At 32.2% G+C, this 26,516-nt stretch carries 22 protein-coding genes and 1 tRNA gene; 18 read left to right on the top strand and 5 right to left on the bottom strand.

All coding sequences use genetic code 11. The features are described from left to right. Nucleotides 1–46: 46 nt before the first annotated feature. The 4 genes from ACKGJY_RS01100 to ribB are packed head-to-tail and all read left to right on the top strand — an operon-like array spanning nucleotide 47 to nucleotide 6,327. A complete protein-coding gene (locus ACKGJY_RS01100) occupies nucleotides 47–2,428 on the top strand; it encodes a DNA translocase FtsK (protein WP_413971997.1) in 2,382 nt (793 codons plus the stop codon). A gap of 21 nt (nucleotides 2,429–2,449) precedes the next feature. After that, nucleotides 2,450–3,085 carry a LolA family protein gene (locus ACKGJY_RS01095; RefSeq protein ID WP_413971996.1) on the top strand — a complete coding sequence of 212 codons (636 nt, stop codon included), beginning with the start codon at nucleotides 2,450–2,452 and terminating at the stop codon, nucleotides 3,083–3,085. Between the two features lie 13 nt (nucleotides 3,086–3,098). Next, complete coding sequence (locus ACKGJY_RS01090; RefSeq protein WP_413971995.1) at nucleotides 3,099–5,147, top strand: LptF/LptG family permease; 2,049 nt, start codon at nucleotides 3,099–3,101, stop codon at nucleotides 5,145–5,147. A 16-nt stretch (nucleotides 5,148–5,163) separates the two neighbouring features. Next, nucleotides 5,164–6,327, top strand: a complete 1,164-nt coding sequence (gene ribB, locus ACKGJY_RS01085; protein WP_413971994.1) for a 3,4-dihydroxy-2-butanone-4-phosphate synthase — start codon at nucleotides 5,164–5,166, stop codon at nucleotides 6,325–6,327. A 143-nt stretch (nucleotides 6,328–6,470) separates the two neighbouring features. Here the strand turns inward: ribB and ACKGJY_RS01080 are convergent, their stop codons facing one another. Beyond that, nucleotides 6,471–6,665: a T9SS type A sorting domain-containing protein gene (locus ACKGJY_RS01080; protein ID WP_413972456.1), complete on the bottom strand. Its 195-nt coding sequence runs from the start codon at nucleotides 6,663–6,665 to the stop codon at nucleotides 6,471–6,473. 54 nt (nucleotides 6,666–6,719) lie between these two features. On the opposite strand from ACKGJY_RS01080, the gene ACKGJY_RS01075 reads away from it, so the two are divergent. Next, nucleotides 6,720–7,013 carry a type II toxin-antitoxin system HigB family toxin gene (locus tag ACKGJY_RS01075; protein ID WP_413971993.1) on the top strand — a complete coding sequence of 98 codons (294 nt, stop codon included), beginning with the start codon at nucleotides 6,720–6,722 and terminating at the stop codon, nucleotides 7,011–7,013. Nucleotides 7,014–7,015: 2 nt separating this feature from the next. Then, complete coding sequence (locus ACKGJY_RS01070) at nucleotides 7,016–7,372, top strand: helix-turn-helix domain-containing protein (RefSeq protein ID WP_413971992.1); 357 nt, start codon at nucleotides 7,016–7,018, stop codon at nucleotides 7,370–7,372. A 214-nt stretch (nucleotides 7,373–7,586) separates the two neighbouring features. Here ACKGJY_RS01070 and ACKGJY_RS01065 read toward each other — a convergent pair whose 3' ends face one another. Together ACKGJY_RS01065 and ACKGJY_RS01060 are read right to left on the bottom strand one after the other, a co-directional pair. Further along, nucleotides 7,587–8,780, bottom strand: coding sequence for a DegT/DnrJ/EryC1/StrS family aminotransferase (locus tag ACKGJY_RS01065; protein ID WP_413971991.1), 1,194 nt, complete (start codon nucleotides 8,778–8,780; stop codon nucleotides 7,587–7,589). A 145-nt stretch (nucleotides 8,781–8,925) separates the two neighbouring features. Continuing rightward, complete coding sequence (locus ACKGJY_RS01060; protein ID WP_413971990.1) at nucleotides 8,926–9,558, bottom strand: NAD(P)H-dependent oxidoreductase; 633 nt, start codon at nucleotides 9,556–9,558, stop codon at nucleotides 8,926–8,928. A 184-nt stretch (nucleotides 9,559–9,742) separates the two neighbouring features. Here ACKGJY_RS01060 and ACKGJY_RS01055 point away from each other — a divergent pair. From ACKGJY_RS01055 to ACKGJY_RS01005, 11 genes are all read left to right on the top strand, one after another. Continuing rightward, nucleotides 9,743–9,827 (top strand) — tRNA-Ser (locus ACKGJY_RS01055). A gap of 398 nt (nucleotides 9,828–10,225) precedes the next feature. After that, entirely contained in the window at nucleotides 10,226–11,476 is a 1,251-nt protein-coding gene (locus ACKGJY_RS01050) for a site-specific integrase (protein WP_413971989.1), read from the top strand. A gap of 183 nt (nucleotides 11,477–11,659) precedes the next feature. After that, entirely contained in the window at nucleotides 11,660–11,923 is a 264-nt protein-coding gene (locus tag ACKGJY_RS01045) for a helix-turn-helix domain-containing protein (protein WP_073087194.1), read from the top strand. After that, on the top strand, nucleotides 11,923–13,434 hold the full coding sequence (locus tag ACKGJY_RS01040) for a hypothetical protein (protein WP_413971988.1): 1,512 nt from the start codon (nucleotides 11,923–11,925) through the stop codon (nucleotides 13,432–13,434). The genes ACKGJY_RS01045 and ACKGJY_RS01040 overlap by 1 nt, the downstream gene beginning before the upstream one ends. Nucleotides 13,435–13,533: 99 nt before the next feature. Next, a complete protein-coding gene (locus ACKGJY_RS01035; protein ID WP_413971987.1) occupies nucleotides 13,534–13,725 on the top strand; it encodes a helix-turn-helix domain-containing protein in 192 nt (63 codons plus the stop codon). 11 nt (nucleotides 13,726–13,736) lie between these two features. Further along, nucleotides 13,737–15,281, top strand: a complete 1,545-nt coding sequence (locus tag ACKGJY_RS01030) for an N-6 DNA methylase (protein WP_413971986.1) — start codon at nucleotides 13,737–13,739, stop codon at nucleotides 15,279–15,281. Further along, complete coding sequence (locus ACKGJY_RS01025; protein WP_413971985.1) at nucleotides 15,282–16,544, top strand: restriction endonuclease subunit S; 1,263 nt, start codon at nucleotides 15,282–15,284, stop codon at nucleotides 16,542–16,544. A 10-nt stretch (nucleotides 16,545–16,554) separates the two neighbouring features. Further along, nucleotides 16,555–18,342, top strand: coding sequence for a DUF262 domain-containing protein (locus ACKGJY_RS01020; protein WP_413971984.1), 1,788 nt, complete (start codon nucleotides 16,555–16,557; stop codon nucleotides 18,340–18,342). Further along, complete coding sequence (locus ACKGJY_RS01015) at nucleotides 18,339–21,560, top strand: type I restriction endonuclease subunit R (protein WP_413971983.1); 3,222 nt, start codon at nucleotides 18,339–18,341, stop codon at nucleotides 21,558–21,560. The genes ACKGJY_RS01020 and ACKGJY_RS01015 overlap by 4 nt, the downstream gene beginning before the upstream one ends. Before the next feature lie 15 nt (nucleotides 21,561–21,575). Continuing rightward, nucleotides 21,576–22,532 (top strand): ATP-binding protein, encoded by a 957-nt coding sequence (locus ACKGJY_RS01010; protein WP_413971982.1) that lies wholly within the window; start codon nucleotides 21,576–21,578, stop codon nucleotides 22,530–22,532. Nucleotides 22,533–22,563: 31 nt separating this feature from the next. After that, nucleotides 22,564–22,857 carry an STAS-like domain-containing protein gene (locus tag ACKGJY_RS01005; protein WP_413971981.1) on the top strand — a complete coding sequence of 98 codons (294 nt, stop codon included), beginning with the start codon at nucleotides 22,564–22,566 and terminating at the stop codon, nucleotides 22,855–22,857. 436 nt (nucleotides 22,858–23,293) lie between these two features. On the opposite strand, the gene ACKGJY_RS01000 is transcribed toward ACKGJY_RS01005, so the two are convergent. Both ACKGJY_RS01000 and ACKGJY_RS00995 read right to left on the bottom strand, forming a co-directional pair. Then, a complete protein-coding gene (locus ACKGJY_RS01000) occupies nucleotides 23,294–24,379 on the bottom strand; it encodes a Fic family protein (RefSeq protein ID WP_413971980.1) in 1,086 nt (361 codons plus the stop codon). A gap of 396 nt (nucleotides 24,380–24,775) precedes the next feature. Beyond that, nucleotides 24,776–25,525, bottom strand: coding sequence for a hypothetical protein (locus ACKGJY_RS00995; RefSeq protein ID WP_227476682.1), 750 nt, complete (start codon nucleotides 25,523–25,525; stop codon nucleotides 24,776–24,778). A 209-nt stretch (nucleotides 25,526–25,734) separates the two neighbouring features. Here ACKGJY_RS00995 and ACKGJY_RS00990 point away from each other — a divergent pair, with 209 nt between their 5' ends. Further along, a complete protein-coding gene (locus tag ACKGJY_RS00990) occupies nucleotides 25,735–25,923 on the top strand; it encodes a hypothetical protein (protein WP_035325018.1) in 189 nt (62 codons plus the stop codon). The last annotated feature ends 593 nt before the right edge of the window (nucleotides 25,924–26,516 follow it).

The raw sequence follows: 26,516 nt of genomic DNA, 5'->3' as shown, positions 1-26,516 counted from the left end.
AATAAACGTTAGTAATTTGTATTTTTGCTTAAACTAAACGCGCACAATGGCGAAGCGAACCAAAACTAAAAAACCTACTAAACCCAAATTGAAAAAACCAAGCTTTAAGTTGAGTAGTCAACAAAAGCTTGTATTTGGAAGCTTTTTGGTAATTTTTGGTATCATCCTATGTGTTTCCTTTATCTCCTTTTTCTTTACGGGTAAAGCAGACCAAAGCACACTTGCCGATTTTGCTTCTAGAGACGTTGAAACTCAAAATTGGTTAAGTAAAATTGGAGCTTGGTTAAGCGATCTTTTTATACAACGCGGTTTTGGTATATCTGCTTTTATTATCTCTGGTTTGGTATTTTTATCTGGTATTTATGTATTAATGGATATTAAAAGATCTAAGTTACGAAAGCATTGGTTTTGGGGTGTCATTATAATGATTTGGTTATCAATACTGCTCGGGTTTTTTGCATCAAAAAATGATATTTTAGGCGGTACAATCGGTTTTGAAGTTAATAGCTTTTTACAGGACTATATTGGTAAAATTGGAACTATTTTAGTGTTGTTATTTGGATTAATCACTTATTTAGCACTACGTTTTAAAATTACGTTTGAAAGCATCAAAAACTTATTTTATTCGGCTAAAAAAGATATTAAAAATGAGTTTTCTGATTTAAAAGAAGGCACTTTTGTAGTTGACAATAATCTATCGGATGAAGCCGAAGCTATAAAAGCTGCGTTTGATATTCCTGTTGAAGAAACCGTAAAACCAAAGCCTATAAAAACTACTGCACCTGTTGTAGAAGTTGCTCCTATGGAGGTAAAAGTGTCTGAAACTGAACCTGAAGAAGAGCTAGAAATAAAAGTTGAAGCCGTAAAAGAAGAAGTTTCTGAAACTGATAATCTAGCCAATAAATTGGTTGAAGATTTTGGACTATTTGATCCTACCTTAGAATTGGGTAACTACAAATTCCCGCATCTTGATTTGTTAAAGAAATATGATACTGAAGGCATAAAAATTAATCAAGAAGAACTAGAAGAAAATAAAAATAGGATTGTTGAAACTTTAAGCAATTATAAAATTGGTATTTCTAGCATTAAAGCAACAATAGGGCCAACAGTAACACTTTATGAAATTGTACCTGAAGCAGGTATACGTATTTCAAAAATAAAAAACCTTGAAGATGATATTGCTTTATCACTGTCTGCTTTAGGTATTCGTATTATTGCACCTATCCCAGGAAAAGGAACTATAGGTATTGAAGTACCAAATAAAAATTCTACTATAGTTTCTATGCGTTCTGTAATTGCTTCTAAGAAATTTCAAACTTCAGAAATGCAATTACCTATTGCTATTGGTAAAACTATTAGTAATGAAACCTTGGTAGTAGATTTAGCAAAAATGCCACATCTACTTATGGCTGGTGCTACAGGTCAAGGTAAATCGGTTGGTTTAAATGCAGTTTTAACCTCGTTATTATACAAAAAGCACCCGGCTGAAGTAAAGTTTATATTAGTTGATCCTAAAAAGGTTGAACTTACACTTTTTAATAAAATAGAACGCCACTATCTTGCTAAATTACCCGATAGTGAAGAAGCTATAATTACAGATAATACTAAGGTTATCAATACATTAAATTCATTATGTATTGAAATGGATAACCGTTACGAACTTCTTAAAAATGCATTTTGTAGAAACATTGCAGAATACAATAAAAAATTTAAAGCGCGTAAATTAAATCCAAACGACGGTCATCAATTTTTACCATACATAGTTTTGGTTGTGGATGAGTTTGCAGATTTAATTATGACTGCCGGTAAAGAAGTAGAAACTCCCATTGCACGATTAGCTCAATTAGCACGTGCCATTGGTATTCATTTAATTATTGCAACGCAACGGCCGTCGGTAAACGTAATTACAGGTATTATAAAAGCTAATTTTCCTGCACGTATAGCGTTTAGAGTAACCTCTAAAATAGATTCAAGAACCATTTTAGACGGCTCTGGTGCAGACCAATTAATAGGTCGTGGTGATATGTTGTATACACAAGGCAACGATTTAATTAGAGTACAATGCGCGTTTGTAGACACCCCAGAAGTTGAAAAAATTACTGATTATATTGGGGCACAAAAAGCATATCCTGATGCCTACTTATTACCTGAGTATGTAGGTGAAGAAAGTGGCACAAGTCTTGATATAGATATATCTGATAGGGATAAGTTGTTTAAAGATGCAGCAATTGTGCTGGTAACTGCCCAACAAGGCTCAGCATCTCTACTACAACGAAAGTTAAAATTAGGATATAACAGAGCAGGACGCTTAATTGATCAGTTAGAAGCTGCTGGAATTGTAGGCCCTTTTGAGGGTAGTAAAGCACGCCAAGTTTTAGTTCCAGATTTAACATCTCTTGATGAGTTATTAGAAAATGAAAATATTTAATTTTGTATTAAATTATTAAAAATGAAAAAGTTAAGCATATTATTATTCGCAATACTTATTAGTAGTACTGCATTTGCACAAAACAAAGGGAAAACCTTACTAAATGAAGTGTCAGAAAAAGTAAAAAACTATGATAATATCTCTATAGATTTTAAATACATTTTAGAAAATACGGTTGAAGATATTAAACAAGAAACCAGAGGTGATGTAGTATTAGATGGCGAAAAATACAAACTTAATATACTAGGTATTACGAGACTTTATGATGGTACTACACTTTACAGTATAAGTCCTGAAGACGAAGAGGTAACAATTACCACCCAAACCGAAGATGATGACGCTATTACACCTAGTAAAATGTTATCGTTTTATGAGGATGGCTATACTTATGCCCTAGATATTGTTCAAAATATACAAGGTAGAAAAATTCAGTATGTAAAACTTACACCTATAGATTCTAACTCTGAAATAAATTATATTCTTTTAGGTGTTGATGCTGCTACAAAGCATATTTACAACCTTATTCAAATTGGGAAAAATGGCACTAAAACAACATTAATAGTTAATTCTTTCAAAACTAACGAACCTTTATCAAAATCCTTATTTACATTTGATGCGGATAAATATCAAGAGTATTACATCAACAAAATTGACTAGGTAATAACTTTCTGTGAAAATACTAGACCGCTACATATTAACCACATACCTTAAAACTTTTTTAAGCGTATTCTCAATTTTGTTATTGATTTTTGTTTTGCAAATGATATGGCTATACATTAAAGAATTAGCTGGTAAAGATTTAGATTTAAGTACAATTATGAAGTTTATCATTTATGGACTTCCTAAATTAATGCCTCTTGTACTTCCGCTTACTATTCTACTTACATCAATAATGGTTTTTGGTAATTTTGCTGAAAATTATGAGTTTGCAGCTATGAAATCTACTGGGATTTCCCTGCAACGTGCCATGGCTAGTTTAAGTGTGTTTATAGTTGTATTAGCGTTTATTTCATTTTGGTTTTCTAACAGCGTTATCCCTTGGGGAGAATATAATTTTTTTAATCTTCGAAAAAATTTGGCTAAAGTAAAACCATCAATGGCTATTGCCGAGGGGCAATTCAACCAAATAGAATCTACACCTTATAACATAAAGGTTGATAAGAAAACTGGTGACCGAGGACAGTTTTTAGAAAAAGTAATAATTCATCAAAAATCGCCTAACGGAAGAAAAAATGCTACTATAATTACTGCTAATAATGGTGAATTAATAAGTAGAGAAGATTCTAACACCTTAAAATTAGTGTTATATGATGGCTTTTATTATAAAGACATAACACCAAAAAAATTTAAAGAAAGAAAAAAATATCCGTTTGCCAAAAGTAGTTTTGACACCTATACAATGAATATAGATTTATCAAACTTAAAAAAAGTTGATATTGATGATAAATCCTATTCTAACAAATACAGCATGCTTAATGTTTCAGAGCTCGATTACACAATAGATTCATTAGCTGTAAAACATGATAATAATATTAGTAATTTTAGTGAAACAATGTTTCAAAGATCTGGAATTACAAATGTTATTACTCCAGTTAAAACTATTATTTCTAAAACTGATTTGGACTATATTGATGATCAGGAGATAGAATTTAAAGAACCTATACAAAAACAAAGAGTGATACCGATAGACTCGGTTTATACAGGAGAAATAACAGCATTATTCAACAATACTAAGAATTCGCAGTTTTTAAATAGTGCTATAAGCGCCATAAATAGTATTGATCAACTTGTAAAAAACAAGAAACAACCTCAAGAAAGAGAGTTGAAGTGGTTTAATAGGCATATTATATCCTTTCACGAAAAATTAGCTTTACCCTTTGCGTGCATCATACTATTTTTTGTTGGTGCACCACTTGGTGCTTTAATTAGAAAAGGTGGTTTAGGTTTACCTATGGTTATTGCTATATTATTATTTTTAACATACCACTTTATAGGTATTTTTGCTATGAACAGTGCAAAAAACGGGAGTTTTAATCCTATTTTGGCAAGTTGGTTTTCTACATTAATAATGTTGCCTTTAAGTATTTTTCTAACTAGACGCGCTACGGCAGATAAAGGGCTTTTCGATTTTGATAGTATTACTGAACCTTTAAAAAAGTTCTTTAAAATTAAGCAAAATGATAAAGAAAGTTTTAAATTTCTACATTCATTTACAAATGATGAGCTTTATAATGCCATACAAAATTATGACACATTAGAATACTCTGAAGCTTCACGATTCGAGGCAGTTAAATTACTCAACTCTAGAGGTATTACTACTGATACTCTAATTGAGAATGATATATTTAAAACAGATACCTATAAAACATCTGAATATATCTCAAAAAACTATAAAGATCATTCTATATTTGCAATAACGCTTTATGTAATTGGTATTGTATTACTCGTGTTATACTTCGTTTTTAAAAACAATAAACTACCATCGTTAGAGTTGGCTTCTATTCAGCTTAGTATCATTGCGTTAATAGTATTTGTTATCTACTATATAAAAACGCTACTAAATCTCAATTCGTTTTACAAACATATTAATGCGCCTAAACGTAAACCAAATGTTATTTTGTTAAGTATTGGATTACCATTATACTTTATAATATTTATCTTTTTGAAATTCAAGATTAAGGAAGACTTGAAACAAAATTGCTTAGATAATTTAAAATAAGCAATATCTTTGCAGCATGATAGTAGAAGATTATATGACAGGTAAAAATACATTACAATTTCAATTAAATTCAATTCATGATGCTATAGAAGACATCAGAAATGGAAAAATAATAATTGTAGTAGATGATCAAAACCGTGAGAATGAAGGTGATTTTTTGGCTGCTGCTGAAAAAGTAACTCCAGAAATGATAAACTTTATGGCGACACATGGTAGAGGTCTTATTTGTGCGCCATTAACTGAAAATAGGTGTAAAGATCTGGAACTACATATGATGGTAAATAACAATACCGACCCTATGGAAACTGCTTTTACAGTTTCGGTAGATTTACGTGGTAAAGGTGTTACTACTGGTATTTCCGCAGGTGATAGATCTAAAACTATTAAAGCTTTAATTGATAACAACACCAAGCCATTTGAACTGGCAAGACCAGGGCATGTTTTTCCTTTAGTTGCTAAAGAAGGTGGTGTTTTACGACGTACTGGACACACTGAGGCTGCCATAGACTTTGCAAGACTAGCAGGTTTAAAACCTGCTGGAGTTATTGTTGAGATTATGAATGAAGATGGTACTATGGCGCGAATACCGCAACTAGTTGACGTTGCTAAAAAGTTTGATTTAAAGATTGTATCTATTGAGGATTTAGTAGCATATAGAATGCAACACGATTCCTTAATCGAGAAAAAGGAAGACTTTGAAATTCATACGCGTTTTGGTAATTTTAGGCTACGTGCATACAAACAAACTACCAATAATCAAATTCATATAGCACTTACTAAAGGGCAATGGAAAAATGATGAACCTGTTTTAACACGTATTAATTCTACTTTAATTAATAATGATATACTTGGCACACTAACAAATGCTATAGATGAACAGCTAAACGCCATGTTTAAAACCATAAATAATAATGGAAAAGGCGCTATTATTTTTATTAACCAGGAGATACAAGCTACTAATATTTTAAACCGATTATCATTTTTAAAGGATAATCAAAAACAAGATAAAGTTTTAAAAGCTCCAAGGATAAATATGGACACTAGAGATTTTGGTATTGGTGCACAAATTCTTCATGATTTGGATATTCACAAATTAAAATTAATTTCTAATAGTGAAAAAACAAAACGTGTGGGGATGATTGGTTATGGGTTAGAGATTGTGGAATATGTAAGTTACTAAAAAAGGGAACATAAAAATAAATTTAGAATTCCCTTTTTAGGTTGATTAGTAGTTGTCTTTAACGTAGTGTTACAACTAATTAAATGCCACCAATACGATATTCTTTTTTAATATATTAGTATCCTATCTAAGATACAACTTATTTATTCAATAACAACTTTTTTAATGATATAGCCAAAGTTATTAGTGAATTTCACAAAATATATACCTCTATTTAATTTTGATACGTTTATACTCTTTTTTGGCGATTCTACTTTTAAAATACGTTTGCCTAAACCATTAAAAAATTCAACATTAGTTATGTTTTTATCATAGTTAGCAACAAGCTGAAAAAAAATAAAATATTACCATTTTGGTAACTTTTTATTATATTTGCGACAAACAAGTATAATGTGCGAGTAATAGCAAAAAGAACTTTACGTGATTTTTGGCAAAAACACGCTGATTGTGAGGAACAATTAAAGTCGTGGTACAGAGAAACAGAAAAATCCGAATGGAACAATATCAATGAATTAAAAAATGATTATCCAAGCGCAAGTATTTTAAATGATAATAGAATTGTATATAACATTAAGGGAAACAATTATCGGTTGATTGTAAAATTCAACTTTGAATACCAAATATGCTGGATAAGATTCATTGGAACTCACGCAGAATACGATAAAATAGACGCAAATAACATCTGATTATGAAAATATCACCGATAAGAAACGAAAAAGACTATCAAAAAGCTCTCGACAGACTTGAGGAAATTTTTGATGCAAAAAAAGGAACGGACGAGGGAGATGAATTGGAAATCCTATCAATCTTGATTGACAGACATGAAAACGAAAAATTCCCAATCGGAATGCCTGACCCAATTGAGGCAATCAAATTCCGAATGGAACAAATGGGAATGAAACAAAAGGATTTGGCAGAAGTCGTCGGATTCAAAAGTAGAGTCAGTGAAATCTTAAGCAAAAAACGTAAACTAACTTTAGGAATGATAAGGAAATTGAATTCAACACTTCATATTCCGACTGAAGTTTTAGTTCAAGATTATTAATAAAATGCTAACTTAAGACGTGTATAATTAATTGCTTTGGTCGTTGCTTATTTGGAAAATTCCTTGGGATTTTATCGCGTTCGCTTTTGTTTTCTAAATTAGTTGCTAAAACTAACTTAAGATACACAAAACCGCTAATAAATAATGTGACCCCGTCCTGAATAAAGGCTACATAATTTTAAACATTATGTACAAAAATGACAAAGTAATAAAACTATAGATTTTCCTTAATAATTTTTACCATTTTAAATGCTCGCTCCTTTACATCATCTTCTGTCCAAGACAGTTTTATTAAACAGGAAATATTTCTACCAATATGATAATCGGATTTTGAAAAGTCTCTCTCATGAAGTGTAGACAATTCTTTTTTAACCTCTTCAGAAATAGGATACAAGGATTTTACATCTTTAAGATGATGCCATTTTCTAATATAATGCCAATTATTATTATAATAATTCCAACAGACATCTACACCGTTTTCTTTAAATGCTTTTGATACTCTAGTGGCTATTTCTAAATTTGGTAATGAGAAATTTAAAAAGGCACAACTTTCCTCACCGCCCTTTGGAACTCTTCTAAAGGTGACTTCTGGAATTTGAGATAAAGCATCTCTAATAATATTGAAATTTTTATTTTGAATTTGTAAAAATTCAGGTAAACGCTTTACTTGTGCTAAACCAACTGCGGCATGCAACTCTGAAATACGAAAATTATAGCCTAAAAACGGATGTGTTTCTGCACCCCTATCATTACCAACATGATCGTGACCATGATCGCTGAAATGGTCGGCGTTTGTATAATAAGTGTGGTTGTTTGTAACAACAGCACCACCCTCTCCACAAGTTATCGTTTTTACAAAATCGAAAGAAAAACAACCTAAATCGCCAATACTGCCTAAGGGTTTTCCTTTGTAGGTGCCTCCAATAGCTTGACATGCATCTTCTACCAATAATACCTTATGTGCATTTGCTACTTTACGTAAAGCATCCATATCGCCCATACTGCCACACATTTGCACTACCATTATGGCTTTTGTTTTTGGTGTAATAGCTTTTTCTACAGCTTGCGGGTCTAAACATAATGTATCATCTATATCTACCAAAACGGGTATAGCACCAAGCATCATAATAGCCTCAAAACTGGCTACAAAAGTAAATGTTGGCATAATAACCTCGTCTCCCGCTCCTACGCCTGCTGCAGCTAAGGCTACAGATACTGCGGCAGTACCGCTTGATACGAGTTGTACATGTTTAGATTGAAAGGTGTTTTTAAGTTCAGTTTCAAGTGCTTTAGCTTTCCAATGGCCTTTGCGCATACCATCAAAACCGTAGCGCATAAGCACGCCATTGTCTAACACGTCATTTACTTCTTCTCTTTCTAAATCTCCGAATAATTCAAATCCTGGCATAACTTTAGTTTAATTTATCCTAACCGCGTTAGGGATTGAGGCATTTGTTGAAGCTCCTCGACGCAGGAGAGAGCGACTGCCGAAAGCGCGACCCCTTGTGGGTAACCTGCCTGCGATTCCACAGGTAGGCAGGCGCCCAAATGATTTACAGTTCTATTACTATTTCTTCTAAAGGTTGACGCACTTTTTTTAATTCTGAAAACATATCGTCTTCTGCTCTATAACCTACTGGTAATAAAAGTACTGATTTTAAACCTTTTGGTGCTAGCTCTAATACTTCGTCGTATTTTGAAGGGACAAAACCTTCCATAGGGCAGGCGTCTATACCTTCTACGGCACATACCGTCATTAAATTACCTAATGCGATGTATGCTTGGTTTGTAGACCATTGTTGACGTTCGGCAACCGACATTTTAGCCATCATACTTAGCAACCCATCACGATACGGTTTTAATACTGTATCTGGGGTTTCTCGTATAGTTTTAATAGAATCATAATACTCGTTTACATCTGCATTTAGTATATTATCTTGTATGCAAATTACCAGTAAATGCGAGGCGTCTAATACTTGTTTTTGTTTGTATGAATGGTCTACCAGCTTGGTTCTTAACGCTATATCTTTAATAACGAGCAACTTAATGGTTTGCAGGCCATAAGAGGTTGCTGTTAAATTAAATGCGTGTTTAAGTATAGTAAGTTTGTGATCTGGAAGCGTTTTACTACCATCAAACTTTTTGGTAGCATACCGCCATTGTAACTGCTTAATTGTATTTGACATTTACCATTTGTTTTATGCAAAAATACGGTTTGTAGTGGTTTTTTTGGTATTATGAGAGATAAAATACTGAGATGGAGACCAAGACATTATTTAAATGAAAAAAATGACGTTTTATTTGAAAGAAATAAAAAAGGGTTCTATATTTGCACCCGCATTCAAGCAAATAGCTTGATGTGGCACTCAAGGAGAAATGGCAGAGTGGTCGAATGCGGCAGTCTTGAAAACTGTTGAGGGTCACACCTCCGGGGGTTCGAATCCCTCTTTCTCCGCAAAAAGAAGCCAAGTGCAATAGCACTTGGTTTTTTTATTGGAACAAACTGTAGTTCACTTCATGTTTGTGGAAATAAAAATTAAATATTTCTGAAAGAAATTTGGCTTCTATGCTTGTCAAGGATTCCCTTATTGGGATATGTAATCCCTCTTTCTCCGCCAAGATTTATTCAAAATCGACGAAAGTCCTGTAAACTCAATGTTTATGGGACTTTTTATTTTACCCAAAACATCAAAATATGTATTAAAAACCATTCTGTTGGTGACCTATTAGGTGACCTTTTTTAAACCTTAATTAGGTCACCTAATTGTTTATAACTGTTTATAAATCAGTAATATAAATCAATTAAAAGACCTCGATATTTTGTAAATTAATGTATAATTAAAGGTCACCAGAATGAACAAAACATTTGGATTATTATTCTACTTAAAAAAGAGTAAAGTAGATGCACAGGGCAAATGCCCTATTTACCTACGTATTACCATTGATGGTAAGCGTACAGAGATTAGTACAAAACGTACCATTGAGATTGAGAAATGGAGCGTTGAAGCCAATAAAGCTATTGGAAGAACAGAAGATATACGAGAACTAAATGCCTATTTAGATTCACTTACTACAAAAGTATATCAAAGCCAAAGAGACTTAATTCAAGATAACAAAGAGGTTACAACTGAAACCCTTAAAAATAAGTTTTTAGGCGTTGAGGAAAAACAAAGAACACTTATAACCATCTTTAAAAATCACAACAAGCAAGTTGAAAAATTAGTTGGTAGAGAGTTTTCGGCAGGAACTTTAGAGCGTTATAAAACCGTATGTAAACATCTACAAGAGTTTATGCAACATCAATACAATGTAAGTGATATACCTGTAAACAGAATAGACCACAAGTATATTACAGATTTTGAGTTCTATTTAAAAACCGTTAGAAATTGCGGACATAATAGTACAATTAAGTATATCAAGAATTTTAAAAAGATAGTACGTATTGCAATAGCAAACGATTGGATTAAAAAAGACCCATTTTTAAATTATAAAGTGCGTTTAAAAGAAGTTGAACGCCAATATCTTTCAGAAGAAGAAATACAAACAATGCTCGAAAAAGAATTACACACCAATAGATTAGAGCAAGTAAGAGACATTTTTATATTCTGTTGCTTTACAGGTTTAGCATATAGCGACGTTAAGAAGCTCTCAAAAGACAATTTGGTATTTGGTATTGATGGCGATAAGTGGATAAAGACAAAGCGTACTAAAACCGATACACGCAGTAACATTCCACTACTTCCAACCGCATTAGAGATTATAAAAAAATACGAGAACCATCCAGAAGCAGTAACAAAGGGCGTTTTGCTTCCTGTATTAAGCAATCAAAAGTCTAATGCCTATTTAAAAGAGATAGTAGACTTGTGTGGTATCAATAAAAACTTAACCATCCATTTAGCTCGTCATACGTTTGCAACTACTGTAACATTGTCTAATGGTGTGCCAATGGAATCTGTAAGCAAAATGTTAGGTCATAAATCACTAAAAACGACACAACATTATGCCAAAATATTGGATAGAAAAGTTAGTGATGATATGGCAATTTTGAAACAAAAGTTTGCTGATAAAAATACTCGACCAAACACCAATAAGATAGCCCAATAACAATTTAATCTAAAAATAGAGATTTATACGTGAAACTACCTGTAATACAGGTAGTTTCTTGTTAAAAAGTTCACCTATTTCGTTAATAACTGTCAATAACTTTTCATTTAAAAAAGGTGATTTTGGCGTATATTGTATGTTAGAAATCAGGTAGTTAATACCTATTAATATTTTTTATATAGAATGACATTTGAAGTAATTACAAAGGATGATTTAAAGACTCTAAAACAAGAAATCATTACAGAACTAAAGACAATTTTAGGAAGCCAAAACGAGCAAAAAAAGTGGTTAAAATCAGCAGACGTACGTGAGCTATTAAATATTTCAGCAGGCACGTTGCAGAACTTACGAATCAACGGAACATTACCTTACACCAAAATGGGTAAAACGATGTACTATGAGTATGATGATGTAATCGGAATTTTAATCCAAAACAAAAGTGCATAATGAGATTATACATACCAGAGAATTTGGATGTCGACCAATTGATGTATGATAATCCACCGAATTTTAAAAAATACGGATGCAAAAGAGATAAGCTACTTTATATTATTCACTTAATAAATGCGCTACCTCTTTATAACAAAGACTTAATGTTTGATGGCTTTGTTCCATTAAACTCTAAAATCTTACAAGATAAAATATCCAATTATAAGGAGTACATAGATTATCTATTGTATGACTTAAAAATAATTGAGACTGATGGGCAATATATACCAGGTTTTAAATCCAAAGGGTATCGATTAGTAGATGAATACAATACAGCAATTACTTCCACAGCAGTAACAGATTTTACGTTTTACAGAAAACTAAAAGTAGAACGAAACAATAGAGAAGCATCTGTTAAGCATCTTGACTATTTAACAAAGTGGTTTAATGACAAGTTAGAAATTGATATTGATTACGTCAATGAATTTTTAGCACAAGAATTTGAGTTAAAAAACAATAACGAACAGTTAAAGGATTATGACCGAAGTCGTAAAAAATTCAAAGAACCTATATCACAATTAAACCACGCAAAAATTAGCGTAGAAAAAATTAGTCGTGAAGAATACTATTTGTTGCACGATGATAATGTATATCGTTTTCATTCTAACCTTACCAATATGCGAAGCGTTATCAGAAATGCAGTAACGTATGATGGCCAAAAATTAATTTCGATTGATATTAAAAATAGTCAACCATATTTAAGTACCATATTGTTGAGTCGCTCGTTTTGGATTGAGCAAAAAAATGAGCCAAATGCACCGAAAGAGTTATCAATCACCTTCGATAAGCCCAAAAAGTCGCTATTTTCTTCTTTTAATAATATAAATGAGAATATTTATAAGGTTGATGGTAGGATTGATGATAGATTGAATATATCATATATTAAAATCCACGATACTGATTCTTACATTATGTTAGGAGATATTGATAAAGCACTTATGAGTAGTGAGTTTAGTCAGTATATAAATCTTGTGGTGAGTGGTACGCTTTATGAGTTTTTAGAACACCGTTTTGGTGTGGAATTGGGTGAAACATTTGCTAACCGTAAAGAGGTTAAAACAGCAGTATTTCAAGTGCTATTTACAGATAATAGATTCTTAGGTCAAGAAGATGCAAAACCAAAGAAAATGTTTAAGGAGATGTTCCCATACGTGTATGAGGTGTTTAGACAGCTTAAAAGCAAAGACAAAACTTTACTTCCAAGATTATTACAGAGTATTGAGAGTTACTTAATGATAAATGTTATAGCAAAGCGTATATCTGAAGAGTATCCAGATGCACCAATATTTACAATCCACGATAGTATTTCAACAACAGAAGAATATGTGGATGTAGTCGAAGCTATAATGAAAGAGGAATTATCTAAAGCGATTGGACACGAACCTAAATTAGCTCGTGAGGATTGGTGTAAAAGCAATATGGTAAAGCATCTTGCAAGTTTAGAGGAGAAAGCAAAGGTTGTCGCTTAACACATAATCACCTACATTCATATTTATTATAAAAATATAACGTAATACGATGTATTAATACAAAGTATATGCTATATTTAACATTCAAAATAATTCCCTATGAACCGTATTAAAGAAGTCCTTGAAGAACGTGGAGTCAAACAGGTATGGCTTGCTGAGCGATTAGGTAAGAGTTTCAATACTGTTAATGGTTATGTGCAAAATCGTACCCAACCAAGTTTAGAAACCCTTTACGAGATTGCTTCAATACTTAAAATAGATGTAAAAGAATTATTAAAAACAACTTTATAGTTAATCAATCAATGGCAAAAACTAAAACCAAAAAAGAAGAACCTTTAGAAAAAGTACTGTGGGCAACAGCAAATAAGTTACGAAAAAATATAGATGCAGCAGAATATAAACACGTAGTATTGGGTTTGATTTTCTTGCGCTATATCTCAGAAGCTTTTGAAAACCTATATGCAAAATTGGAAGAAGGAAAAGGAGAATTTGAGGGTGCAGACCCAGAAGATAAAGATGAGTATAAGGGAGAAAATGTATTCTTTGTGCCTACTAAAGCTCGTTGGAGTTTCCTGCAAGACAATGCTAAAAATGCAGAAATAGGAAAGTATATTGATGCAGCAATGGATGCTATCGAAAAAGAAAATCCAAGACTAAAAGGCGTACTACCAAAAGTATATGCAAAAGAAAACCTTGATACTACCAATTTAGGAACATTAGTAGATATGATTGGTAATATTGCATTTGGTGATGTAAAAGATAGAAGTGCAGATGTATTAGGTCACGTATTCGAGTATTTCTTAGGAGAATTTGCATTAGCAGAAGGTAAAAAAGGTGGTCAGTTCTATACACCAAGAAGTGTGGTAGAGTTATTAGTAAATATGTTAGAACCATATAAAGGTCGAGTTATGGACCCTTGTTGTGGTAGTGGAGGTATGTTTGTACAGAGTGAAAAATTTGTTGTAGAACATCAAGGTAATGTAAGTGATATTTCTATTTACGGACAAGAAAGTAATCAAACCACGTGGCGTTTAGCAAAAATGAATTTAGCCATTCGTGGTATAGATAGTTCACAAGTAAAATGGAATAACGAAGGTTCATTTTTAAAAAACGAACATAAAGACATAAAAGTAGATTACATAATAGCAAATCCACCTTTTAATGATGATGATTGGAGTGGTAATCTATTGCGTAAAGATGGAAGATGGCAATACGGAGTTCCACCAGAAGGTAATGCAAACTATGGATGGATTCAACATTTCTTATATCATTTAAAACCAAACGGGCAAGCAGGTTTTGTATTGTCCAAGGGTGCATTAACAACTAAAACTTCTGGAGAAGATGTCATACGCAAAAACTTAGTAGAAGCTGGCTTAATAGATTGTATCGTAAACCTACCTGCAAAACTCTTTTTAAATACGCAGATACCTGCGTGTTTATGGTTTATGAGTCGTAATCGTACCAATGGTAAATTTAGAAATCGAAAAAATGAAATATTATTTATAGATGCTCGCAATTTAGGACATTTAATAAACCGTAGAACAAGAGAACTATCTCAAGATGATATTAGCCTTATTGCAGACACCTATCATAATTGGCGTAATACAGATGGTAATTATGAAGACGTTGCAGGCTTTTGTAAAGCAGAAAGCATAGACCGTGTAAAAGAACTCGATTGTGTATTAACACCTGGTCGTTATGTAGGTTTACCAGATGAAGAAGATGATTTTGATTTTGCTGAACGTTTTACAAGTTTAAAGGCAACTTTTGAAGCACAGTTAAAAGAAGAAGAAACTTTAAATAAAGCGATACAGAATAATCTTTCTAATATTCAAATTGTAAAATAGATGGAAGGGGTAGATAATAATACTTCTGAAAAAGTAGTAACAACGAATGATATTAACAACTCTGATAGAAAAAAAACAGAGTTGGGTAAAATTCCATCCCATTGGCAAATAAAGTCTATCGGTGAAATAGGTGATGTTACAAAACTTTCTGGTTTTGAATATACTAAGCATATTAAATACAACCAAACAGGAGAAATAATTGCTTTAAGGGCACTAAACGTGAGGGAAGGTGTTCTTGACCTTTCAGATGTTAAGAGAATTAATAAATCTACTTCGGACAGTTTAGAGCGTTCAAAATTGTATAAAGGGGATTTGTTATTCACATATGTTGGTGCAAATATTGGGCAATTTGCTTTAATACCTGAAAGTGATAAATTTCATTTAGCACCAAATATTTGCAGAATAAGAGCGAATGAAAATTATTCATCAGATTTTTTATATTCTTATTTCAGGTCGAATAGATTTCAAGATTCACTTGAGGGTTATTACCACGGTAGTTCACAACCTACAATGCCAATGGGTACAATTAGGCAGATTCTTGTACCTGTGCCACCTAAAAATGAGCAGGTCAGCATTGCAAAGGTATTACATAGTTTGACCGATAAGATAGAGTTGTTAAATAGACAAAATAAAACTTTAGAAGAATTAGCAAAAACGTTGTTTAGGCAACATTTTATTGAAGTAGTTAATGAAGAATGGGATGAAGAACCGTTGAGTTCAATAGCAACCTTTTTAAATGGTTTAGCGTGTCAAAAATACCCGCCTAAAAACGAAATAGATAAGTTGCCTGTATTAAAGATTAAAGAATTAAAAGCAGGGTTTACAGATAATAGTGATTACGTTAGTACAGAAGTAGATGAAAAGTATTTTGTACAAAATGGTGATGTTATTTTTTCTTGGTCGGCTTCCTTAGTTGTTAAAATTTGGGATGGAGAAGATTGTATTTTAAATCAGCATTTGTTTAAAGTAACCTCTGAGCGTTTTCCTAAATGGTTTTTTTATTTATGGAGCAAATATCATTTAGATATGTTTATAGCAATAGCAAGGGCACACGCTACTACAATGGGGCATATTAAAAGAGGGGATTTAGACGATGCAACGGTGATAATTCCACCACCTGCAGAATTAACACGAATGAATAAAATATTCACGCCTATAATAGATAAAATCATAGCAAACAACAAGCAGATAAAACAAGTTGAAAAATTAAGAGATACACTATTACCTAAACTAATGAGTGGGGAAGTAAGAGTGAAACAATAAAACATTTAGAATGGAACAACCGTTTAAGCCCTTAAGTTTATCAATAAAAGAACTGTTTACTAATGCAGATTCTAAGTATAAAATACCACAATATCAAAGACCTTATAAATGGGAAGGTGACCAAGTATTTCAGTTGTGGGATGATATTTATGAAGCTTATGAAAACAAAGAGAAAAATTATTTTTTAGGTTCTATTATTACTGCCAAACCAAGAGATAATGAAAATTCTTCTTATGTAGATGTGGTAGATGGCCAACAGCGTTTAACAACGCTTACAATTATGTTATGTGTTGTCAGAGATTTGTTTCCGAATCTTAATGCAAATAATGAAAAAGATAATGCTGTTAAGCCTATGATGATTCAACACTCTATTTCAGAGTTTGGTCAAAACGAGCGTTTAAAGCTTAATACACACGCACAACATCAGAGCGATTTTGAAAAATTAATACTCAAAGGAGATACTAAAGAGCTTACCAAACCTTATAAATACCAAATAAGAACGGACGAAGAACCTAAGTTTAAGTTTGTAAATACAGCATCCATATTTAAAGAAAAACTTCAAGAGATAGGAGAAGAAGAAGCTGGAGAGTTTATTAATTTCTTATTCAATCAAGTACAAATTATTCGTATTGATTGCACAGATAGACAGTTCGCAATAAAATTGTTTCAAGTCCTCAATGATAGAGGTATGGATTTGTCTGCTGCCGATTTAATTAAAAGTTTCCTGTTAGAAAAGCTATATAAAAAGTACAAAGAAGACCCAGATAATTCAAAACTTAAAGAAGAACGCTTTATTGCAGATTGGCGTGAAATGGAACAAACAGTTAAAAAATGTGATATTAATATGAATGACCTTTTTATCATTTATGAATATTATTTACTTGCTGCAAATCCTAAAAAATCGCTTTACGATGAATTACAAGACATTTTCGAAGATAAAGACCCTAATGAGGTTATAGAAGATATTAAGGCATTTGTAAATACCTATCTAAGTGAAATATTAGAACAGGAAGATAAAATACTATATTCTTTTAGATACATAAGATGGAGTATGTATTGGAAATGTATTGCAATGACAGCTATTCATTCTAACTATTCTCACAAAATAGAAGTTATGTCACAATTAAGAAGATTTTACTATCTGTATTGGATTGGAGGTAAAACACTTTCGCAAATAAAACAAACGTCTTTCAACATTATCAAATGGATTAAAGAAAAAAAGAGTATAACTTTTATTAAAGAAGAGCTTGATAAAAAATTAGATACTGACAAGATATTAGACCTTGTTGTTAGAAATTTAACATCAGAACGCATAGCTACAGAACCTTGGATAAAACCACTATTATTAATGATGGAATATAATGTAACAGACGATAGTAAACTATCTTTTATTCCTTTAAGTAAAGACGTTCATTTAGAACATATATTACCAGTAAAGTTTGAGAAATTTGAAGAATGGAATCATTTCACAACCGAGGATGCTTATCAATGGCTTAACTCAGCTGGTAATTTAACGCTTTTAGGTGGTTCAAAAAACATAGAAGCAAGTAACAATCCTTTTAATATCAAAATGGGTGTTTATAAAGGAAAAGGTAAATACGAATCTAAGAATGATAAAATTACAGCATTTTTAATAACACAATCTATCGTTCAAGATTACGAAAAGGAAACCTACAACAAAAAATGGAATATAGATGCTATTCATAACCGTTGGAAATGGTTTTTTACTGAAACAGAAGAATTGTTAGATATTGATTTATCTAATGAAAAAGAAGCATTAAAACCTAAGTTGGTATGACAAAATTATTTGAAGACGATATAGAGCAATTACTAATAGAAGAGTTAGAAAATTTAGGGTATTATTATGTATATGGTCCAGAAATAGCACACGATGGGGAATTTCCTGAAAGAGATAGTTATGCAGACGTAGTATTGCATAATCGCTTAAAAGAGGCAATTTTACAACTCAATCCATCTATTCCAGAGGAAGCAAGAGAAGATGCTTTTAAACAAGTATTACGAATTAGTTCACCAGACCTTTTAGTAAATAATGAAGCATTCCATAAAATGCTTACAGAAGGTGTAAAAGTATCTTATAGAAAAGATGGTGTTTCTCGTGGTGATTTAGTTTGGTTAGTAGATTTTGACAATGCAGAAAAGAACGAATTTGTTGTTGCAAATCAATTTACAGTAATAGAAGATAATCATACCAAAAGGCCAGATGTTGTTCTGTTTATTAATGGTTTGCCTTTAGTGGTTATCGAATTAAAAAATGCAGTAGATGAAAATGCAACAGTAAAATCAGCTTTCAAACAATTACAAACTTACAAAGCAACAATACCAAGTCTATTTACTTATAATAGTTTGTGTGTTATTTCAGATGGTTTGGAAGCTAAATCAGGTTCATTATCTGCAGGTTTTTCACGTTTTATGAGTTGGAAAACAAAAGACGGTGAAATATTGGCTTCTCATTTAGATTCAGAAATCGATGTTTTAGCACAAGGTCAACTAAACAAAAAAACATTAATTGATTTAATTAGATATTTTACAGTATTTGAAAAATCAAAAAAAGTAGATTTAAAAACAGGTATTACAACTATCGACACAGTAAAGAAAGTTGCAGCTTATCATCAATATTATGCAGTAAACAAAGCTGTGGAGAGCAGTAAAATAGCAGCAGCAGCAGATGGTGATAGAAAAGGTGGTGTAGTTTGGCATACTCAAGGTTCTGGAAAATCCTTATCAATGGTTTTTTATACAGGTAAAATTGTTCAAGAACTTAATAACCCAACGGTATTAGTAATTACTGATAGAAATGATTTAGACGACCAATTGTTTGGCACATTTGCTTCTGCAACAGAACTATTAAGACAGACACCTGTACAAGCTACAGATAGACAACATATTAAAGAATTATTAAAAGTAGCATCCGGTGGTGTCATATTTACAACCATACAAAAGTTTCAGCCAGAAGAAGGTAATGTATATGAAACACTAACAGATAGAAAGAATGTAATAGTTATTGCTGATGAAGCGCATAGAACACAATATGGTTTTAAGGCAAAAACTGTTGATGATAAAGACAATAATGGTAATGTAATTGGTAAACGTATTGTTTATGGTTTTGCTAAATATATGCGTGATGCATTACCGAACGCAACCTATTTAGGTTTTACAGGAACACCAATAGAAGGTACAGATGTTAATACACCTGCAGTTTTTGGTAGTTATGTTGACATTTATGATATAGCGCAGGCAGTAGACGATGGTGCTACAGTTCGTATTTATTATGAAAGTAGATTAGCTAAAGTAAACCTAAGTGAAGAAGGTAAAAAGTTAGTAGAGCAATTAGATGAAGATTTAGCAAACGAAGAACTTACAGAAACCCAAAAAGCTAAAGCAAAGTGGACACAATTAGAAGCCTTAATTGGTAGTGAAAATAGAGTTAGTAATATTGCACAGGATATTGTAAATCATTTTACTGAAAGGCAAAATGTTTTTGAGGGTAAAGGAATGATTGTAAGTATGTCTCGTAGAATTGCTGCTGAATTATATAATGAGATTATAAGTTTAAGACCTGATTGGCATCACAAAGATTTAGATAAAGGAGTCATAAAGGTAATTATGACTGCTGCATCTTCTGATGGTCCTAAAATGGCGAAGCATCATACAACTAAAGGACAAAGGAGAGCTTTGGCAGAACGTATGAAAGACCCTAACGACGAACTAAAATTAGTTATTGTTCGTGATATGTGGTTAACAGGTTTTGATGCACCTTCAATGCATACATTGTATATAGACAAACCAATGAAAGGTCACAACCTAATGCAAGCAATAGCGAGAGTAAATAGAGTTTACAAAGACAAACCAGGTGGTTTAGTTGTAGATTATTTGGGCATAGCATCAGACCTTAAAAAAGCATTGGCATTTTATAGTGATAGTGGCGGCAAGGGTGACCCAACAATTGCACAAGAGCAAGCTGTAAATTTAATGTTGGAAAAAATAGAAGTAGTATCTCAAATGTTTTTAGAAAAACCAGAAAGAGGTTATTCTGCAGCATTACAAAATTTAGTAAATGAACCTTCAGCACCATACATTGGTAAGGATAGAGGTTTGCTTTATGAGGAGTATTTTACGGCTGATACTAAAACAAAATTGAAAATAATTCTTATTGCAGAAGAACATATTCTAAGTTTAGAGGATGGTAAAAAAAGATTTGTTAATGAAGTAGCAGCCTTATCTAAGGCGTTTGCTATAGCAGTACCGCACGATGAAGCAATGGATGTAAAGGAAGAAGTGTCTTTTTTCCAAGCAGTAAAAGCAAGATTATCTAAGTTTGATACCACAGGCATAGGTCGAACAGATGAAGATTTAGAGACAGCTATACGCCAAGTAATAGATGAAGCATTAGTATCAGATAAAGTAATTGATGTATTTGATGCAGCAGGTATTAAAAGACCTGATATATCTATACTTTCAGAAGAGTTTTTAATGGAAATAAAAGGAATGCAACATCAAAATGTAGCATTAGAAACCTTAAAGAAATTGCTTAATGAAGAAATAAAATCAAGAAGCAAAACAAACTTGATACAAAGCAAATCACTTATGGAAATGCTTGAAAATTCTATAAAAAAATATCAAAATAAAGTACTTACTGCGGCTGAGGTGATTCAAGAGCTTATAGAGTTAGCGAAACAAATAAAAGATGCTGATAAGCGTGGAGATAGTTTAGGTTTGTCCGAATATGAATTAGCATTTTATGATGCTATTTCTCAAAACCAAAGTGCAAAAGAGGTATTAGGTGATGAAGTTTTAAGAGAGCTTGCTGTTTATTTAGTAGAAACGGTTAAAAATAATGCAACTATAGATTGGACAATAAAAGAAAGCGTAAAAGCTAAATTAAAAGTAATGGTAAAACGTGCGCTAAGGAAATTCGGTTATCCACCAGACCAGCAAAAATTAGCAACAGATACAGTTTTAAAGCAAGCTGAACTTTTAGCAGATTTCTGGAATTAATACTATAGAATTATTTTGGCACACTTCCCTATTATAATAGATTTCAGAAAAATATCTGGTCATAGTCAAATTGTCGATGCACTATCTAAGTCATTTGATGCTATTCCAAACGATACTGTTCATTTTACGATTAACTTAAATACTTATTCTATGCTGTATTCCGACCATTTAGTGTTAATCGGTAGTACAGTTAATCATTTAAGGAATCTGGGAGTTACTGTTACAGGTAATTTTCAAGATTTTAGAGATGATTCAGCACAGGTGCAATATGCGAGTAGAGTAAACTTTTTTGAACAAATAGGCTTTACTTATCAGGAAAGCTTTAGAAGACAAAATACATCTGGGAGATTTACTGAAATAAAACGTTTTGATAATTGTAATTCAATAGATATTCATAAAGAAATTATGAAAATATTGATAAAAGATGCAATTAATGAGGATATGTTAATTGTGTTAGATTATTGTTTATGGGAGGTAATAGATAATACTATCCGTCATTCTCAATCTGACGGTACACTTAATAATGGAAGTGGTTATGTTAGTTGTCAATACTTTCCAACAAACAAACAAATAAGAATAATTATTGCAGATAATGGGCAAGGGATTCATAAAGCTTTAACTACTCATCCAAATAGTGCTTACAAACATTTTAATGAAGCTCAATCAGTAGAACATTGCATTGATAGAGGTGTTACAAATAGTACAGGTATGGGTTTTGGTTTATGGGCAACATCAACGTTAATAAAAGAAAACGGAGGTAAATTAATCATTCATTCTGGCAATAACTCGTTAGAAATAGATAGTAGTAAATCAGTTTTAAGTGCGTCCAAATGGCAAGGTGCATATACCTATATTCGTGTAAATACAGACGTTGCGGTAACCTATGATAAAATCTTTACAGATGACGGACAAAGAAACGCTTTTGAAGAACGATACGAAGATTTATTAGGAAATCTCGATGAACTTTGGTAATTTTGGCACAGTTTTTAGAACTAAATACATAGTGGAAATTAAGTTTGGACATATCGGAAACAGCTTAGGAACGAGAGTTTTAGGTAAAAAATTGCGTTTAGAGATAGAACAGTCTTTAAAATCGGAACAGTTCGTTACGTTCAATTTTGAAGGTGTAAAACTAATATCGCACTCTTTTGCAGATGAATGTTTTGCAAAACTTCTTGAAGTTGTCGAGTTAGAAGAATTGAAAAGGAAATCTACCTTTATCAATACAAATGATATTATCAAAAAGACTGTAGCTTTTACAATAAAAGAAAGAGCTATGAAGTTAGTTTCTGCTTAAAATTTCCCCACAACCCAAAACCCAGTTTTTTCGTACCTCAAAATCCTCTGTCTTTTGTGTTGTTCCGCTCACCTTACAAGTTTAGCGTTTTTTTGTCTTTAAGGTAATAGCATATTACAGCTTTGGTTTTCATAAAATCAAACCAAACTGCAATAAGCTATTCTGTTATTATTGTATCATAAAACCCTAAACTCACCCAAGCTATGTTACATAATACAAGTTATAGTAGCAAAAATCCTTTCAAGGGTTTGCTAACGCAGTATTCTTATATTTTCGTAGCTATAACTGGTATTATGTAAAATATCCGCTTATCCCACGCTCACATTGGAACTTGAAACAAAATGGCGTTACCTCATTCAACTGCACAAAACCATCGTTAAGTCCAAGTATTCCTTACCTCAAGTCTTTGTTTGTTTCATTTCGTTAACCAAGTAAATTAGGATGCTTCTAACACAGTCATTAATCTGTGATTGAGATATAGTTTTTCTTTACCAACTTTTTCAGAAATTAGAAAACCAGCTTCTTCTAATTCCATTAAATAATTACCAACTGTTTTTGGTGTACCTAATTTGGCATCTATTAAAAACTGTCGTTTCGTATAAGGTAATCTAAATAGTATTTCAACCAATTCTTTAGTATATACTTTAGGTAAAGTTTCTCTAATTTCTTCGGTCATTTGTTCCATTAAATCGGTAACATCTTTTAAACGTTGCAATCCTTTGTTTGCAGTATATTCTACCATTTCAAGCATATACAGTATCCAGCCTTCCCAATCGTTATTTTCGGTTACTTCACGTAATTTAGTATAGTAATCAGCCTTATTTTTAATGATATATTCACTTAAATAGATAGCTGGAGTATCTAATAATTTTTCAAGTTTTAAATAGAGTAATAACAAAATACGTCCTGTTCTACCATTACCATCACTAAAAGGATGTATCGCTTCAAATTGATAGTGCATTAATGCCATTTTAATTAATGGGTCTACAGTATCTTCACCATTTATAAAGGTTTCAAGGTTAGCCATCTTTTCTCTTATCACAGCTTCACCTGTTGGTGGTGTGTAAATCGTTTCGCCATTAGCATTTTTTAAAGCAGTTCCAGGCGTTGTTCTGATACCTGCGGTATTTTTTTTAATGCTTTGTACAATTTCAACGCATAGGTTTGTACTTATAAATGGACGTGTTTCAATTTCCTGTAAGCCATTCCAAAGGGCTTCCTTATAACTTATAACTTCTTTTGTTGCTGGGTTATCAAATTTTTTGTCTGCCACTAAAGATTTATACAAATCGTCGTTAGTAGTTATTATATTCTCTATTTCAGAACTTGCTTTAGCTTCCTGCAAATGAATAGTGTCCAAAAACAACGTTGGGTTTGGCAAATTGGTAAGCATACCATTAAGTTGTGCTAATGCTCTACTGGCATCAATAGTCTTGCGTAACACTTTAGTGGTTTCTAAAGTTGTTTTAGGTGGTAATAACGGTAGGCTATTATAAGGTGTGTTTCTATTAAATTTTGCCATTTTAAACAAGGGTAAATATTACTTGTGTTGTCTTAACGAGGGTAAATATACTAAAAATTTACCTTTGTTTAAGTAATGAGGGTAATTATTACTCTCGTTAAATAGATAAGAATAAAATAAAAAAGAAAGCAAATATAGGTAGCTTCCATCAGCCAACGCTCAATACTGTAAAGGTCAAGCCCTATGGGTTTTGAATAAAACTTTTTTTAAGAAGCAATAGTAAAAGGTTTCAAGATTTTAGAGTAAAAAACTTTTACCCAAAAACCTTGACAGCATCATCCACGCTACCTTTAACATTGGCTGTCTTTTTTCTTTTCTTCAAAAAAATTATGGCAAAAGAAAAAGCCCTACAATAAAAATTATAGGACTCTTTCAGCTTCAAAGGTCAGAATGAAACTATGCTACTTCTACGATATTTAAAACGTTATATGCACCATTTTTAAGCGGATACTGAACACCGTTAATCTCTTGGAAGAACTCAACTAATAAAACGAATATATCGTTTCCTGTACCTGTTGGCACACCTGCAGGTGTTAGTGTTTGCGTTGCAGAAGTTGAATCAATCGGAATATTTACAGTTGGACTGTATTCGATTGCGTTATCTGTTGTATCAAAGTCAACTTTTAGAAATGCTGAACTTAAACTTACGTGTGTTGCGCCACTTGGATATGCAATATCATTTGCAGGCGTTAAATTTGGGATAGTAATTTCGCCAGTAGCACCATCGACAGTAAACGGAGCGAATAAAACAGCACTTAAAATGGCTCTATTATTGAAATCCAAGCCTTTTAATGTGGCTTTACCTTCTGGTGTTGCTAATCCTGTAGCTACGTTTCTTTGTCCTCTTACAGAGGTTGTATCAAAGTTTTTAATTTGTGTCATTTTTTGAGTAACACGGCTTGAAACTCGATTGTCTTTAGCTCTAATCATTAAGTTTCTTACTGATGTTCTCAATAATTTACCAGATGATGCAGAACTTCCAAATTCTGAACCATTTTCACGAGTACGCTCAAACGCTGGGTCATTTTGAATACGCTCTTTAGAAACACCGCCTTTAGTTTTTACTAAATAACCCTCTTTTGCTTTGTAAAAAGTTAGATTGTCTAACGTTCCTTCTAACTTAATAATACCTTTCAATTTTGCCATAACTAATACATTTTTTGATGATGAATATCAAATATACGAGCTATTGACTATCAATGCATTAGAGTGCTTCCGTAGTGTTTATAAGTTGCCAAAACTTCCGTTTTAGTTAGTTTTTTCAATGGGATATTAGTCGTATATTGTATATAAGTGCTTTATAGCTACGGTATAGATAAAGTATAGTTAGAGTATTAATTTTAAATTTAAAGTGAATGAGTAGAATCTGTATTTACCCTAAAGACGTGCAAGTGGTAACAGGAAAGAGTGAGCGTTATGGCAGAACAATAATCAAAGCGATTAAAGAACGCCTTAACAAAGAAGCTCATCAGTTAGTTACTATCGATGAATTTTGCGACTTTATGGGCTTTGAAATCAGTAAAGTACAAGGATTAATCAAGTAAATTCCTTATCTTTATTACAAGGTATAAAGGTGACCTATTAGGTGACCCAACAATGGTACAGGACTGAAACAGTAATAAATAAAGGCACTACGAAAGAGGTTCACTTACCTCTTTCTCCGCAAAAAGAAGCCAAGTGCAATAGCACTTGGTTTTTTTATTGGAACAAACTGTAGTTCACTTCATGTTTGTGGAAATGAAAAATTAAATATTTCTGAAAGAAATTTGGCTTGTATACTTGTCAAGGATTCCCTTATTGGGATATGTAATCCCTCTTTCTCCGCAATCAAGCGTAAAAACTTGAACATTAAAAAAACCGCATCTTTCGTTGCGGGTTTTGTGTTTCTAAAAGGTAGAGTTTTTTAAGTGAATAAAAAGTAAAAGTCTATTGACCACAGTAGTAAAAAACTTTATTAAAAAGTTGTATTGATGATAAGCGTATATACTCCTTCTTTTCCCGACAAGAAAAACGTGCAACATAAGTTATAATTTATTTGTTTTACACATCTAAAGTTCTCATTATTTTAAATCTGTTTAATAAATAATTCATAACAGTATTTAACTCAAAATCAAGTGTTATCATAAATTCATCTTAC

The sequence above is a fragment of the Hyunsoonleella sp. 2307UL5-6 genome, assembly GCF_047345485.1.
GTDB lineage: Bacteria > Bacteroidota > Bacteroidia > Flavobacteriales > Flavobacteriaceae > Jejuia.
This window is presented reverse-complemented; position numbering and strand designations above follow the sequence as displayed.